Raw genomic sequence first — 13,860 nt, 5'->3', positions numbered from 1 at the left:
AGAGCAAATCCTGCCTTCAGGAGCGATCGGCCTCCCCCAGAAACGCACTTGCTGTTGTATGAGTCCTTGAGCGTAACCTCTCTCTTTGGACTCAGGGTCAACATACAAGGAGCGAGCTTGCTCGCGAAAAACGTTAACGATGACGCGGGCATCCTGAATGCATGCGGCGCCCTTGGGTTTTTCGCGAGCAAGCTCGCTCCTACAGTTGAGGGTTAGAGGTGGTAGAAATCGAGCACCGAGTTGATGGTGTCGTTGAGCAGCAGCGCATGCTTGCGCGTGATCAGCCAACTGTCACCATGGGGCTTGAGGCTGTAAGTGGCGCTGCCATAGAACTGCTCCGAGGTGGCCAGCCGATAAAACAACGTGTGCCAGTTCAACCGCACTTCCAGCACGCCCTCTGCCTGCTGGGCAATGCGCACGTTGTTGATCAAGTGCAAGGTGCGCGGCATCGGTGTGGCAGACGCCGCCTTGCCGGTGCGCAGGCGAAACACTCGGTCTTCCAGGCCCGAGCGGTTGGCGTAATAGATCAGCGACATCTCGCGCTTGGGGTCGCGGGTGTAGACGTGCTCCGAGTCCCATTGCGGCAGGTGAAATTCACTCTGCGGGTCGAACAACTGTACATAGGCGTCCCAGTCCTGGGCGTCGCACAGCTCGGATTTGCGGTAGAAGAACTGCTCGATCTGGTATTGCAGTTGCGCATTCATCATCACACCTCACGCAGTTTCAGAGATTGCTGGTCGAGACCGTCCAGCAAAAACTTCTGCCAGTTGCGGTGCTGGTTGACGTACAGCCCTTCGTGGGTGAATTCGGTGCCGGTCATGGCTGGCTGGATGCCGATGGCTTCGCTGTTGGGGGTAGGCCCGTTTTCCCAGCGATGGCTGCCACGGGAGATATCGCTCCAGCGCTCCAGGCGGCCCTGGAAACCGCGCTGGGCTTCGCGAAATTCCACCAGGTCGTCCGGGGTGCCCATGCCGGACACGTTGAAGAAATCTTCAAACTGGCGAATACGGTTTTCCCGGTCGGCGTCGGATTCGTTCTTCACGCCCAGGCACTGGCTGATGATCTCGGTCTTGTTCCAGGCCAGTGGGCGGATGATCCGCAGCTGCGAGCTGATTTGGTCGAGGAAGAACAGGCTCGGGTAGATGTTCAGGTTGCGCAGGCGATGCATCATCCACTCGGCCTTGTCCTGGCCATGTTCTTCCACCAGCCGCGGCATGATGGTGGCGTAGCCGGAGCGCACTGTCGGGTTGGGCATGTCGCTGAACAGCAGGCTGTGGCCGTTGTTGAAAGCGAACCAGCCATCATCGGTATTGGCATCGCCGGCGCCGAGCTTGCTGTAGTCCAGCGTGGTACCTACGCCTGCTCCGTTTTCCGTGTTGACCTGCTGGCGATGCTGCACCGTGGCCACGTAGTTATAGTGCACGGTGCTGACGTGGTAACCGTCCAGGCCGTTTTCGTTTTGCAGCTTCCAGTTGCCATCGTAGGTGTAGGCCGACTTGCCGGGCAGCACTTCCAGTTCACCGGTGGCGGACTGGGCGACCATCATGTCAAAGAACACTTTGGCGTCGCCGAGAAAGTCTTCCAGGCTGTCGGTGCCATTCACATCCAGGCTGATAAACACGAACCCCTTGTAGCTCTCGATCCGCGCCTTTTTCAGCCCGCGGGTGGCCTTGTCGAAGCCTTCCGGGTATTCCCCCGGGGCCTTGACCTTCACCAGCCGGCCATCGCTCTTGTAGCACCAGGCGTGGAAGGGGCAGGTGAACGTCGACTGGTTGCCCTTGCCGACCCGAGTCAGGGTGGTGCCGCGATGCTGGCAGGCGTTGATCAGCGCATTGAGCTGGCCGTCGCCGTCACGGGTGATGATCATCGGCTGGCGCCCGGCGCGCATCGTCACGAAGTCGTGGTGGTTGGCCAATTCGCTTTCGTGGCAGGCGTAGATCCAGTTTTTTTCGAAGATCAGTTCCATCTCCAGTTCGAACAGTTCCGGCTCGGTGAACATCGCCCGGGCAATGCGGAACACTTCGTCCACCGGGCGAAAATCCAGGCAGCCTTCGATAAACGTTTTCCACTGTTCGACGCTTCTTGCACCACTCATGGGAGGCACCTTTTTGATAATGGCTAATCGGGTAGGCCATTAAGAGGCTGCGAAGGGGCGGCGGGCTATCCGGTTAATGGGGGAAGGTGGGCCGGATAGTTGGGCAAGAAATACCCACTGCGGTGCAGGGCGGTGGCGTAATGCGCTACTGTCTTGCAGGGCAATTGTCGGAAAAGTCTGCTTGTTATCCACATAGTCGACGGTTGCTATCCACCCAGTGGCAATGCCGCTGGCGTGGCGCAGAACTTGCTCTCTTCCACTAGAGAGCTCAGCCAAGACGCGCCGTCAGAGCGCGCTGGCCACAACCGCCGTGGGTGCCCGTGATGACTAGCAATACACGCGATATATGTATCGAGCGCTTCGACCTTGAAGGCGCCCGCAGCTGGATGTCCGGTATTTGCGGGCCGCACCGGCTGGAGACGGCGACACCGGAGCGCATCCGCTTCCACCACAGCGCCAATGTGTTCAAGTCCCGCGCCACGACGCTGGGGATTATTGAATACGGCACCGACGTCACCATCGACATCGAAGACGCCGAGCACTTCAGCAGCTACAGCCTCAGTCTGCCTCTGGTGGGCGAGCAGGAACTGAGCAAGAACGGCGAGCGGCTCAGTTCCAACCGCGACCAAGGCGTCATCATCTCGCCCAATGAGCACCAGGTGCTGGCGATCTCTGGCGACTGCCGCAAGCTGCAAGTAGTGATCACTCGTGCGGCCATGAGCGAATCCCTGGAAGGCCTGTTGCAACGGCCGATTGAAGCGCCTTTGCAGTTCGAGTCGGTGATGGACGCGGTGGAGGGCGCCTCGGCGTCCTGGTGGCGCATGGCGCGTTACTTCATCGCGGAGCTGGAACGCAGCAGCGAACTGTATGACCAGGCGGCCTTTACGCGGGATTTGGAAAGCTCGCTGATCAAGGGCCTGATCCTCGCCCAGCCGAACAACTATTCCGAAGAGCTGCGGGACGTGCTGGGGGTGAAGCTGCCGCACTATTTAATTCGCGCCCGCCAGTACATCCACGACAACGCCCGGGAGGCGGTGCATCTGGAAGACCTTGAAACGGCCGCCGGAGTGTCGCGATTCAAACTGTTCGATGCGTTCAGGAAGTACTTCGCCCTGTCGCCCATGGCCTATCTGAAAAAGTATCGCCTTGGTGCCGTGCGCCAGGAAATCCTTGAGCACGGCTCAACCCGAACCATTTCTGAAATCGCCCTGGGCTGGGGCTTTACCCACTTGGGGCGATTCTCTGCCGAGTACCGCAAACTGTTCGATGAGTCTCCCAGCCAAACCCAGCAACGTAACGACGCCCGGCGCATGCGTGGCTAGATCAACTCTTCCACCAGTTGCAGGCAATGACTGAGCCCCGGCGACTGGTCATTGACCCGCCGGCTGAGAATGATCGGCGAGGTGGCGTTGGCCTCCACAATCGAGGTGTAGCCTATATCCGCACGGTGCAGCATTTGCACCGAAGCCGGCACCAGCGTCACGCCCATACCGGCACCCACCAGGCCGATGGCGGTCTGCAATTCATTGGTCCACTGCGCCACCGTGAGGCTCAAGCCATGGGCATCGAACAGCGCGAGCACATGGTCGGCGTAACTGGGGCGCGGGTTGCCGGGGTAGAGCACGAACGGCTCCGCGGCCAATTGCGCAAGGGTCGCCGGGGCGCCCAGCAGCGGGTGGCCGGCTGGCAGTACGGCCACCAACCGATCTTCCACCAACACCCGCTGCACAATTGCCGGATCATCGATGCGAATCCGCCCGAACCCCACATCAATCCGCCCGGCCTTGAGGGCTTCGACTTGTTGCAGGGTGGTCATCTCCGACAATCCCAACTCCAGCTCCAGCTCATCGTGGCTACGCAGGCGACGAATCAAATCAGGCAGCACGCCATACAGCGTCGACGGCGCAAAACCGATGCCCAGCCAGGTCTTTTCGCCAAGGCCAATACGGCGGGTGTTGTCGCAGACCTTGCCCAGTTGTTCCAGCAACACATTGGCGTGTTCATAGAAAAACCGTCCGGCTTCGGTCAGCCGCAGGGGTCGACCGCGTTCCAGCAACACCACACCCAACTCTTCTTCCAGTTGCTGGATCTGCCGGCTCAACGGCGGCTGGGCGATGTGCAGGCGTTCGGCTGCGCGGGTGAAGTTCAGGGTTTCTCCCAGCACCTGGAAGTAACGTAAATGGCGAAGCTCCATTGGGATTCCTTTCATACCTTAAGGGTATTGTTCGAGACTAATTCTATATTGGAAGCCATTAAAGATGCGGGACAGAATCGGGTCAAATCTATAAAGAACCCAATGGGTATTACCATGCCGATTTGTACCATCGAGTCGATCGAGACCATCATCGTCGACCTCCCCACCATCCGCCCGCACAAACTGGCGATGCACACGATGCAGAACCAGACCCTGGTGATCATCCGCGTGCGCTGCGCCGACGGCATCGAAGGCATCGGCGAGGCCACCACCATCGGTGGCTTGAGCTACGGCAATGAAAGCCCCGACAGCATCAAGACCAACATCGACAAACACTTCGCACCGCTGTTGATCGGCCAGGACGCCAGCAACATCAACGCGGCCATGTTGCGACTGGAGCGCAGCATTCGCGGCAATACCTTTGCCAAGTCGGGCATTGAAAGCGCCTTGCTCGATGCGCTGGGCAAACGCCTGAACTTGCCCGTCAGCGAACTGCTCGGTGGCCGGGTGCGCGATGCCCTACCGGTAGCCTGGACCCTGGCCAGCGGCAACACCGAAAAGGATATTGCCGAAGCCGAGAAAATGCTCGATCTGCGCCGCCACCGTATTTTCAAATTGAAGATCGGAGCGGGCGAAGTCGGTCACGACCTGGCCCACGTCATCGCCATCAAAAAAGCCCTGGGTGACCGCGCAAGCGTCAGGGTCGATGTCAACCAGGCCTGGGATGAAGCCGTGGCCCTGCGCGCCTGCAAGGTGCTGGGGGACAACGGCATCGACCTGATCGAGCAGCCGATCTCGCGCCATAACCGCAGTGGCATGGCTCGTCTCAACCTGTCGAGCCCGGCGCCGATCATGGCCGACGAATCTATCGAATGTGTCGAGGACGCCTTCAACCTGGCCCGCGAAGGTGCGGCTTCGGTGTTCGCCCTGAAGATCGCCAAAAACGGCGGCCCGCGTGCGGTGTTGCGCACGGCGGCAATTGCCGAGGCGGCAGGCATCGGCCTGTACGGCGGCACCATGCTCGAAGGTGGCATCGGCACGCTGGCCTCGGCCCATGCCTTCCTCACGCTGAACAAGCTGGCGTGGGACACCGAGCTGTTCGGACCGCTGCTGCTCACCGAAGACATCCTCAGCGAGCCGCTGGTGTACCGCGATTTCCACCTGCATGTCTCGACCGCGCCGGGCCTGGGCCTGGCCATCGATGAGGAGCGCTTGGCGTTCTTCCGTCGCGACAAACACTAAGAGGAACCTGCCATGTTGTTCCACGTAAAAATGACCGTGAACCTGCCCGTCGACATGAACCCCGAGCGTGCCACCGCCCTCAAGGCCGAGGAAAAAGCCCTGGCCCAGCGACTGCAACAAGCGGGCAAGTGGCGCCACCTGTGGCGCATCGCCGGGCTGTACGCCAACTACAGCGTGTTCGATGTCGACAGTGTGCAAGAACTGCACGACCTGTTGATGCAACTGCCGCTTTATCCCTACATGGCCATTGAGGTGAATGCCCTGTGCCGGCATCCGTCGTCGATCCATGAGGATGATCGCTGAGTCTGTTTTTCCAACTAATAATTACAAGATGAGGATTGCACCATGTCCATCCGACTTTCCCAAACTGCCCACGCCCAACAGTTTCTCGAAGAAGCCAGCGGCCACCACCATGACGGCGGCAACCCACGGACCAAGGCGCTGATTTACCGAATCCTGCGCGACACGGTAAACATCATCGAAGACCTGGAAGTGACCCCAGAAGAGTTTTGGACGGCGGTCAACTACCTCAACGAACTGGGCAAGAACCAGGAAGCCGGACTGCTCGCCGCCGGCCTTGGGCTGGAGCATTACCTGGACCTGTTGATGGATGCAGCAGACGAAGAAGCCGGCAAGTCCGGCGGTACACCACGCACCATCGAAGGCCCGCTGTATGTCGCTGGTGCGCCGCTGTCCAAGTTTGAGGCGCGACTGGATGACGGACTGGACCCAGGCGTGCCGCTGTTCATGCAGGGCCAGGTCCGTGACACTGATGGCAAGCCATTGGCGGGGGCGATTGTCGATGTGTGGCAGGCCAATACGGGCGGCACCTATTCGTGGTTCGACGGCACTCAAACGGAGTTCAATTTGCGTCGCCGCATCGAGACCGATGCCCAGGGCAACTACCGCTTTCGCAGCATCGTGCCGTCAGGTTACGGCTGCCCGCCGAGCGGTCCTACGCAGCAGTTGCTGGACCAGTTGGGGCGCCATGGCCAGCGGCCGGCGCATATTCACTTCTTCATTTCGGCGCCGGGTTATCGGCACCTGACCACGCAGATCAACCTGTCGGATGATCCGTACCTGCATGATGATTTTGCCTACGCGACGCGCGATGAGTTGATTGCCGAGATTAGCTTCAGCGATGACCAGGGGCTGGCGCGGGAGTTTGGGGTAGAAGGTCGGTTTGCGCAGATTGATTTTGACTTTGAGTTGCAGCCGGCAGCGGCGCCTGTCGAGCAGAAACGCATGCAGCGGGTTCGAGCGCTGGAAGACTAAACCCCCACACCCTTTGTAGGAGCGAGCTTGCTCGCGAAGGTATTTCAGGCGCATTGCTGCGGTGGATGTACCTTTTTCGCGAGCAAGCTCGCTCCTACAGAGGGCGCGTTGTCGGCAGGGGCTATTTGCGCACTACCAAGTCCAACAAGTCATCCCGATCCTTGATCTTCTGCAAGACAATCTCCGAGCGTATATCCATCACCCCCGCCGTGCGATTCAGGTGATTAACAATGAAGTCCGAAAAGTGCTTCAGATTGCGCGCCTGCACCCGCAGCACATAGTTGCTGGCGCCGGTGATCACATAAGCGCTGGCCACTTCCGGCCAGCCCTGAACCTTCTTGATAAACGTCTCGTGCCAATCCTCCACATCCTGGCGCAATGACAGGTGGACGATGGCTTCCAGCTCGATCCCCAACTGCTCGGCATTCAACACCGCACGATAACCGCTGATGATTCCCTCGCTTTCCAGCAGGCGCAAACGGCGCAGGCAGGCGGACGGCGACAGGGCGACTTTCTCCGCCAGTTCCTGGTTGCTGATACGGCCATCCTGTTGCAGAAAATGCAGGAGGCGCAGGTCGGTAGCGTCGAGAATCATGATTGGAATAAATCCGCGTGTTTTGGAGTTAAATTCGAATTTCCTACAGCTTAATTAGCCTGTTGCCCACCACTTTGCACGAAAATTCTCTAAAACTTCGTTCATTATTTGCTTCAGCGTGCAGGACACGTCATCGATAACAACAGGATTGACCATGACTACAAGAAACCATTGCCTGGCCCTCGACGCCCAAGATCCGCTGGCGCCTTTGCGCAAGCAATTTGCGTTGCCGGAGGGTGTGATCTACCTCGACGGCAATTCCCTCGGTGCGCGCCCGGTGGCGGCATTGGAACGGGCGCAAGCGGTGATTGCCGAGGAATGGGGCAATGGTTTGATTCGCAGCTGGAACAGTGCCGGCTGGCGCGATTTGCCGGAGCGCCTGGGCAATCGCCTGGCCCCGCTGATCGGCGCCCGCGACGGCGAAGTGGTGATTACCGACACCACGTCCATCAACCTGTTCAAGGTGCTCAGCGCGGCGTTGAGCGTGCAGCGTGAGCGCGCGCCGCACCGCAAGGTCATCATCAGCGAAACCAGCAACTTTCCCACCGACCTGTACATCGCCGAAGGCCTGGCCGAGCTGCTGCAACAGGGCTACTCCCTGCGTCTGGTGAACAGCCCCGACGAACTGCCGCAAGCCATCGACCAGGACACTGCGGTGGTGATGCTCACCCATGTCAACTACAAGACCGGCTACATGCACGACATGCAAGCGCTGACTGCGCTGAGCCATGAGTGTGGTGCCCTGGCGATCTGGGACCTGGCGCACTCGGCGGGCGCAGTACCGATCGACCTGCATCAGGCCTGCGCGGATTATGCGATCGGCTGCACCTACAAATACCTCAATGGCGGGCCTGGCTCCCAGGCGTTCGTGTGGGTCAATCCGGCGCTGGTGGATGTGGTGACGCAGCCGCTGTCGGGGTGGTTCGGGCATACCCGGCAGTTCGCCATGGAATCGCGTTATGCCCCGAGCAACGGCATCGCCCGCTACCTGTGTGGCACTCAACCGATTACCTCGCTGGCGATGGTGGAGTGTGGCCTGGAGATTTTCGCCCAGACCGATATGGCCAGCCTGCGCCGAAAATCCCTGGCGCTGACCGATCTGTTTATCGAGCAGGTAGAAGCCCGCTGCGCGGCCCACGAACTGAACCTGATTACTCCGCGTGAGCATGCCAAGCGCGGCAGTCATGTCAGTTTCGAACACCCGCAAGGTTATGCAATCGTCCAGGCCTTGATCGCCCGAGGCGTGATTGGTGATTATCGCGAGCCGCAGATCATGCGCTTTGGTTTTACGCCGCTGTATACCAGCTTCACCGAAGTCTGGGATGCGGTGGAAATTCTCGGCGAGATTCTCGACCAGAAGACTTGGGACCAGCCGCAATTCCAGGTTCGCCATAGCGTCACTTAAGCGGCAGCTATCGATCAACGTAGGAGCTGTCGAGCCAGGGCGAGGCTGCGAAGGGATCACCTCGGTGCAACTGACAGACCGAGGCGCCTGCATCGCAGCCTCGCCCGGGCTCGACAGCTGCTACGAAGGGCAAGCAACAAACAGTGCAATCACAATAATAAAGGGGCACGCCACGTGACCATGCCAGACAAAGGCTTTGCTGAAATAACCAACCGCGAACTGGGCCTGCGGCGCCAGCTCACCTGCGGCCAGATGAGCATGATCGCCATCGGTGGCGCCATCGGCACTGGGCTGTTCATGGGCAGCGCCTACGCCATCGGCTATGCCGGGCCCAGCGTGCTGCTCAGCTATGCCATCGGTGCGCTGATCACCTTGCTGTTGATGGGGTGCCTGGCGGAAATGACGGTGGCCCATTCCACCTCCGGCTCTTTCGGCGCCTATGCCGAGTTTTACATCAGCCCCCTGGCTGGTTTTCTGGTGCGCTACGCCTACTGGGCGGCGATTGTGCTGGCGGTGGGCGCTGAGGTCACGGCGGTGGCGATGTACATGAAGTACTGGTTCGCCAACGTACCGGAATGGGTGTGGATCATCTCGTTCTCCAGCGTGCTGATCGTTCTCAACGCCATCAGCGTCAAGGCTTTCGGCACCTTCGAGTACTGGTTTTCCACCATCAAGATCAGCGCCATCGTCGGCTTCATCATTCTTGCGGTGTATGTGGTGTTCGGCTCCGGCAACCCGGATTACGGCGTGCAGAATTACAGCGCCCACGGTGGTTTTTTCCCCAACGGCCTGAGCGGCATGTGGATCGCGGTGATCGTGTCGATTTTCAGCTACCTGAGCGTCGAAATGATCGCCGTGGCGGCGGGCGAAGCGGCAGACCCGGAGCAGGCGGTGAAGAAGGCCTTTCGCGCCACCATCGTGCGCCTGGTGGTGTTCTACCTGCTGACCCTGGCGCTGATGCTGGCCATCGTGCCGTGGAACCAGGCTAGCCATGCTCAAAGCCCGTTCGTCACGGTGATGCAGACCATCGGCATTCCCGGCGCCACCGGGGTGATGAACTTCGTGATTCTGATCGCCGCGCTGTCGGCGATGAACAGCCAGCTCTACATCACCACGCGCATGATGTTCAGCCTGTCCCGCGCCGGCTTTGCACCCAAATCCATGGGCGCCTTGAGCAAGAGCGGCATCCCGCTCAATGCCTTGCTGCTGTCCAGTTCCGGCATCGCCCTGGCCACACTGCTTAACGTGGTGTACCCGCAAAGTGCGTTCACCCTGATGATGGCGATCTCGATGTTTGGGGCGATCTTCACCTGGTTCATGATCTTCCTCACGCACCTGTTTTTCCGCCGCTACCGCAAGCGCCACGGCGGGGCGAAGTTGTCGTTTCAACTGCGTTTGTTTCCCTACAGCACCCTGCTGGGATTGGTGTTGATGGGGGCGGTGATGATCACCACCTACTTCACCGAGGCGTTCAAAATGACCTTGGTGTTCGGTGTGCCGTTCCTGCTGATTCTGTCGGCGGTGTATTACGGGTTCTTCCGCAAGGGGCGCGACAAGGCGTCGAGCAAGGCCTTGGCGTAACCTGGCAACTGATCGAACACCCGCGCGCATAACAGCAACTTGCGACAGGCCCATTCCTCCTCCAGAGGCTGGGCCTTGAAGCGGTGCTCCTGGGGCCAACGCTCCAGCGCCGCCAGCGGCACGATGCCCAGGCCGGCACCTCGGGCGACCATGCGCATCACCCCGTCAAAACCTTCGGCGCGAATGCGTGTTTGCAAGCGAAAGCCTGCGTGCAAGGCCTGCTCTTCCAGATAAACCGCCAGGGCACTGTCGGCGGCCAGCGCCACATAGTCATGCTGCAGGCTGTCGACAAAACTCACCGGCGGCCCTTCAGCCAGCGGATGGTCCAGAGGTAGGATCAACACCAGCGGATCATCGCGAAAGGGCAGGGTCTGCAAGCCGTGGGTGTCGACGGCATCGGAAATAATCCCTAGGTCCGCCGCGCCCTGGCGCAAGACGTGGGTGATGCGCAGGCTGGGCAGTTCCTGCAGGTCGATATCGAGGTTGGGATGCTCGCGTAAAAAATCCGCCAGCAGTTCCGGCAGGTATTCGCTGATCGCCGTGGTGTTGCACAGCAGGCGCACCTGGCCTTTGACGCCGTTGGCGTATTCCGCGAGGTCCTGCTGCATGCGTTCGGCTTGCTGCAACAACAGCCGGGCATGCTGGGCCAACGCCTTGCCCGCCGCTGTCGGCGTCACACCGCGGCGGCCACGCTGAAGGAACTCGATGCCCAACGACGCTTCCATCGCCCGAACCCGCGCACTGGCCGCCGCGAGGGACAAATGGCTGCGGCTGGCGCCGGCGGTGATATTGCCGGTGTCGAGAATGTGCAGGTAGAGGCGAAGGTCGATCAGGTCAAAATGCATGGCCAAATCCTTTATCCATAGCCTCTATCCAGGCAAGAGGCTGGCTCAGTATATGGTGAATTTCCAGCCTCGACCCAACCCTTCAAAATCAGCCGATGAATACATTCCTGGCGTTCTACCAAAACCTCGGTCCAGCCCTGACGTTGCTGGTTATCGGTACTTTCCTGCTGGCGGGCACCGTCAAGGGCGTTATTGGCCTGGGCTTGCCCACCGTCGCCATGGGTATGCTCGGCTTGGCTATGTTTCCGGCGCAGGCTGCGGCGTTGCTGATTATTCCCTCTATTGTCACCAACCTCTGGCAACTGGCGTTTGGCGGGAATTTGAGTGCCCTGATCAAACGGCTATGGCCGATGTTGCTGCTGATTTTTCTCGGCACGGGGCTTGGCAGTTTGTGGTTGGGTATGGATGGCGAGGCGTGGGTGGTGCGAGCGTTGGGCGGGGCGTTGCTGGTATACGCCTTGAGCGGTCTGTTCTTGCCCAACTTCAAGGTGAGCACGGCGACGGAGCGTTGGCTCGGTCCGCTGTGCGGCGTGCTGACCGGCATAATCACCTCGGCCACCGGCGTCTTCGTGATCCCGGCGGTGCCCTATCTGCAAGCCTTGGGCTTGAACCGTGATCAGTTGGTCCAGGCGCTGGGCCTGTCGTTCACCGTGTCCACCCTGGCGCTGGCGGCGGGGTTGTTCTGGCGTGGCAGCCTCGGCGGCGGCGAAATCAATGCCTCGCTGCTGGCGCTGGTGCCAGCGCTGCTGGGCATGTGGCTGGGCCAGGCCGTGCGCCAACGCATCAGTGCCGTGCTGTTCAAACGGGTGTTCTTTATCGGCATGGCGGCGCTGGGCAGCCACCTGCTGATCAGCGGCTAGCGGACGAGGCGCTGAGCATGTCGATGACGCTAAAGCCTACTTGCTCGATCATCTGGGTGAATCCTTAAAGGTGTTTGGAAATTTTAAGGCAATAATCCCCTGTCGATTCGTGCGGATCAGTCAAATGTGTTTTGCCCCGCCAACGCTTATTCCCAAGGGTTATTGTCGATACCCTGCCTCCAGATATTTTTAATCTTTCGAGGCTCCCCGTGAAAAAAGTCCTGTTGCTCAACGGCGGTAAAAAATTTGCCCACTCCGACGGCCGCTACAACAACACCCTGCATGACGCTGCCCTGGCCGTACTGGACCGTGGCGGCATGGACGTCAAAGTCACCCACATCGACGCCGGCTACGACCTGGCCGAAGAAGTGGCCAAGTTCCTCTGGGCCGATGTGATCATCTACCAGATGCCAGGCTGGTGGATGGGCGCGCCGTGGATCGTCAAGAAGTACATCGATGAAGTGTTCACCGAAGGCCACGGTAGCCTGTACGCCAGCGATGGCCGCACCCGCTCCGATGCTTCGCAAAAATACGGCAGCGGTGGCCTGTTGCAGGGCAAGCAATACATGCTGTCGCTGACCTGGAACGCACCGCAGCAAGCCTTCGACGACCCCAGCGATTTCTTCGAAGCCAAGGGCGTGGACGCCGTGTACTTCCCGTTCCACAAGGCCAACGAGTTTCTTGGCATGACCAGCTTGCCGACTTTCCTCTGCGTCGACGTGATGAAACGCCCGGCCATCGAGGCTGACGTGGCGCGTTATGAGCAGCATCTGACTGAGGTGTTTAACCTGGCTCGGTAATGCGGCTAGTATCCAGGCAGCCGCTTAAAGAGGATTCACGTTGAAAGCCCGATCCGATGAGCTACAGATCTTCGTCTGCGTGATTGAATGCGGGTCGATTTCCGCCGCCGCCGAACAGGTTGGGCAGACGCCCTCGGCGGTCAGCCGCACCTTGTCGCGGCTGGAAGCCAAGCTCGACACCACGCTGATCAACCGCACCACGCGGCGCATGGGCCTGACCGAAGAGGGCAAGTACTTCTTCGAGCGGGCCAAGCTGATCCTGGAACAAATGGATGACCTGGAAGAGCGCCTGTCCTCGCGCCAGCAAACCCCGTCCGGGAGGCTGCGAATTAACGCCGCCTCGCCGTTTATGCTGCATGCGATCGTGCCCTACATCGCCGAGTTTCGCGGCCTGTACCCGGACATCCAGCTGGAACTCAACAGCAACGACCTGATCATCGACCTGCTGGAACAGAGCACCGACATCGCCATCCGCATTGGCACCCTGGCTGACTCGACGTTGCACGCCCGCTCACTGGGCTGCAGCCCGCTGCATATCCTCGCCAGCCCCGCGTATCTGGAAAAGTACGGCACACCGACCACGGTTGCCGAGTTGGCCGATCACACACTGCTGGGCTTCACCCAGACCGAAACCCTCAACCACTGGCCGCTGCGCCATGTGCACGGTGATCGCTGGCAGATCCAGCCGAGTATTTCTGCCTCCAGCGGTGAAACCCTGCGCCACTTGACGTTGGAAGGGCAGGGCATCGTTTGCCTGTCGCACTTCATGACTAACGATGACATCAATGCCGGGCGCCTTCAGCCGATCCTAGCGGAGTTCAACAGCGGTTATCGCCAGCCGATCAACGCGGTGTACTACCGCAACTCGCAGTTGGCCTTGCGCATTCAGTGTTTCCTGGACTTTATCCAGGGCAAGTTGGCCAGCTACGCCGACTGATTCGTGACTCCTGCGCAAGATTGAATTGGGC

The 13,860-nt window shown here is 59.9% G+C and carries 14 protein-coding genes; 9 read left to right on the top strand and 5 right to left on the bottom strand.

Annotation, left to right across the window (positions count from 1 at the left end):
* Window positions 1–212: 212 nt before the first annotated feature.
* Window positions 213–704 (bottom strand): anthranilate 1,2-dioxygenase small subunit, encoded by a 492-nt coding sequence (antB, locus tag FQ182_RS20025; protein WP_149413278.1) that lies wholly within the window; start codon window positions 702–704, stop codon window positions 213–215.
* Between the two features lie 2 nt (window positions 705–706).
* A complete protein-coding gene (gene antA, locus FQ182_RS20020; RefSeq protein WP_149413277.1) occupies window positions 707–2,095 on the bottom strand; it encodes an anthranilate 1,2-dioxygenase large subunit in 1,389 nt (462 codons plus the stop codon).
* A gap of 323 nt (window positions 2,096–2,418) precedes the next feature.
* On the opposite strand from antA, the gene FQ182_RS20015 reads away from it, so the two are divergent.
* On the top strand, window positions 2,419–3,417 hold the full coding sequence (locus FQ182_RS20015) for a helix-turn-helix domain-containing protein (RefSeq protein ID WP_149413276.1): 999 nt from the start codon (window positions 2,419–2,421) through the stop codon (window positions 3,415–3,417).
* On the opposite strand, the gene FQ182_RS20010 is transcribed toward FQ182_RS20015, so the two are convergent.
* Window positions 3,414–4,289 (bottom strand): LysR family transcriptional regulator, encoded by an 876-nt coding sequence (locus FQ182_RS20010; protein WP_149413275.1) that lies wholly within the window; start codon window positions 4,287–4,289, stop codon window positions 3,414–3,416. The genes FQ182_RS20015 and FQ182_RS20010 overlap by 4 nt on opposite strands.
* 114 nt (window positions 4,290–4,403) lie before the next feature.
* Here FQ182_RS20010 and FQ182_RS20005 point away from each other — a divergent pair, with 114 nt between their 5' ends.
* From FQ182_RS20005 to catA, 3 genes are read left to right on the top strand one after another with little or no spacing between them, the layout of a single operon-like run.
* Window positions 4,404–5,531: a muconate cycloisomerase family protein gene (locus FQ182_RS20005; RefSeq protein ID WP_149413274.1), complete on the top strand. Its 1,128-nt coding sequence runs from the start codon at window positions 4,404–4,406 to the stop codon at window positions 5,529–5,531.
* A gap of 12 nt (window positions 5,532–5,543) precedes the next feature.
* Entirely contained in the window at window positions 5,544–5,834 is a 291-nt protein-coding gene (catC, locus tag FQ182_RS20000; RefSeq protein WP_133103641.1) for a muconolactone Delta-isomerase, read from the top strand.
* Window positions 5,835–5,876: 42 nt separating this feature from the next.
* Window positions 5,877–6,806 carry a catechol 1,2-dioxygenase gene (gene catA, locus FQ182_RS19995; protein WP_149413273.1) on the top strand — a complete coding sequence of 310 codons (930 nt, stop codon included), beginning with the start codon at window positions 5,877–5,879 and terminating at the stop codon, window positions 6,804–6,806.
* A 121-nt stretch (window positions 6,807–6,927) separates the two neighbouring features.
* On the opposite strand, the gene FQ182_RS19990 is transcribed toward catA, so the two are convergent.
* Window positions 6,928–7,401 carry an Lrp/AsnC family transcriptional regulator gene (locus FQ182_RS19990; protein WP_003212305.1) on the bottom strand — a complete coding sequence of 158 codons (474 nt, stop codon included), beginning with the start codon at window positions 7,399–7,401 and terminating at the stop codon, window positions 6,928–6,930.
* Between the two features lie 154 nt (window positions 7,402–7,555).
* Here FQ182_RS19990 and kynU point away from each other — a divergent pair, with 154 nt between their 5' ends.
* Both kynU and FQ182_RS19980 read left to right on the top strand, forming a co-directional pair.
* Window positions 7,556–8,806, top strand: coding sequence for a kynureninase (gene kynU / locus FQ182_RS19985; protein WP_149413272.1), 1,251 nt, complete (start codon window positions 7,556–7,558; stop codon window positions 8,804–8,806).
* 180 nt (window positions 8,807–8,986) lie between these two features.
* The gene (locus FQ182_RS19980) at window positions 8,987–10,387 is read left to right on the top strand and encodes an amino acid permease (RefSeq protein ID WP_178114491.1); all 1,401 of its coding nucleotides are present in this window, start codon (window positions 8,987–8,989) and stop codon (window positions 10,385–10,387) included.
* On the opposite strand, the gene FQ182_RS19975 is transcribed toward FQ182_RS19980, so the two are convergent.
* Window positions 10,333–11,232 (bottom strand): LysR substrate-binding domain-containing protein, encoded by a 900-nt coding sequence (locus FQ182_RS19975; protein WP_149413270.1) that lies wholly within the window; start codon window positions 11,230–11,232, stop codon window positions 10,333–10,335. The genes FQ182_RS19980 and FQ182_RS19975 overlap by 55 nt on opposite strands.
* Before the next feature lie 95 nt (window positions 11,233–11,327).
* On the opposite strand from FQ182_RS19975, the gene FQ182_RS19970 reads away from it, so the two are divergent.
* The 3 genes from FQ182_RS19970 (at window position 11,328) to FQ182_RS19960 (ending at window position 13,829) form a co-directional block, all read left to right on the top strand.
* A complete protein-coding gene (locus tag FQ182_RS19970) occupies window positions 11,328–12,092 on the top strand; it encodes a sulfite exporter TauE/SafE family protein (RefSeq protein ID WP_149413269.1) in 765 nt (254 codons plus the stop codon).
* Between the two features lie 209 nt (window positions 12,093–12,301).
* Window positions 12,302–12,892 (top strand): NAD(P)H-dependent oxidoreductase, encoded by a 591-nt coding sequence (locus FQ182_RS19965; protein WP_149413268.1) that lies wholly within the window; start codon window positions 12,302–12,304, stop codon window positions 12,890–12,892.
* A 40-nt stretch (window positions 12,893–12,932) separates the two neighbouring features.
* Window positions 12,933–13,829: a LysR family transcriptional regulator gene (locus FQ182_RS19960; protein WP_149413267.1), complete on the top strand. Its 897-nt coding sequence runs from the start codon at window positions 12,933–12,935 to the stop codon at window positions 13,827–13,829.
* Window positions 13,830–13,860: the final 31 nt, after the last annotated feature.

The sequence above is a fragment of the Pseudomonas sp. ANT_H4 genome (assembly GCF_008369295.1).
Lineage (GTDB): Bacteria > Pseudomonadota > Gammaproteobacteria > Pseudomonadales > Pseudomonadaceae > Aquipseudomonas.
The sequence above is the reverse complement of the archived record's forward strand: the minus strand, read 5'-3'. Positions and strand labels throughout refer to the sequence as shown.

What these genes read in the sequence shown, in the direction of transcription:
- antB (WP_149413278.1), bottom strand. Translation starts at nt 704, where the DNA reads ATGAATGCGCAACTGCAATACCAGATCGAGCAGTTCTTCTACCGCAAA.
- antA (WP_149413277.1), bottom strand. Translation starts at nt 2,095, where the DNA reads ATGAGTGGTGCAAGAAGCGTCGAACAGTGGAAAACGTTTATCGAAGGC.
- FQ182_RS20015 (WP_149413276.1), top strand. Translation starts at nt 2,419, where the DNA reads ATGACTAGCAATACACGCGATATATGTATCGAGCGCTTCGACCTTGAA.
- FQ182_RS20010 (WP_149413275.1), bottom strand. Translation starts at nt 4,289, where the DNA reads ATGGAGCTTCGCCATTTACGTTACTTCCAGGTGCTGGGAGAAACCCTG.
- FQ182_RS20005 (WP_149413274.1), top strand. Translation starts at nt 4,404, where the DNA reads ATGCCGATTTGTACCATCGAGTCGATCGAGACCATCATCGTCGACCTC.
- catC (WP_133103641.1), top strand. Translation starts at nt 5,544, where the DNA reads ATGTTGTTCCACGTAAAAATGACCGTGAACCTGCCCGTCGACATGAAC.
- catA (WP_149413273.1), top strand. Translation starts at nt 5,877, where the DNA reads ATGTCCATCCGACTTTCCCAAACTGCCCACGCCCAACAGTTTCTCGAA.
- FQ182_RS19990 (WP_003212305.1), bottom strand. Translation starts at nt 7,401, where the DNA reads ATGATTCTCGACGCTACCGACCTGCGCCTCCTGCATTTTCTGCAACAG.
- kynU (WP_149413272.1), top strand. Translation starts at nt 7,556, where the DNA reads ATGACTACAAGAAACCATTGCCTGGCCCTCGACGCCCAAGATCCGCTG.
- FQ182_RS19980 (WP_178114491.1), top strand. Translation starts at nt 8,987, where the DNA reads ATGCCAGACAAAGGCTTTGCTGAAATAACCAACCGCGAACTGGGCCTG.
- FQ182_RS19975 (WP_149413270.1), bottom strand. Translation starts at nt 11,232, where the DNA reads ATGCATTTTGACCTGATCGACCTTCGCCTCTACCTGCACATTCTCGAC.
- FQ182_RS19970 (WP_149413269.1), top strand. Translation starts at nt 11,328, where the DNA reads ATGAATACATTCCTGGCGTTCTACCAAAACCTCGGTCCAGCCCTGACG.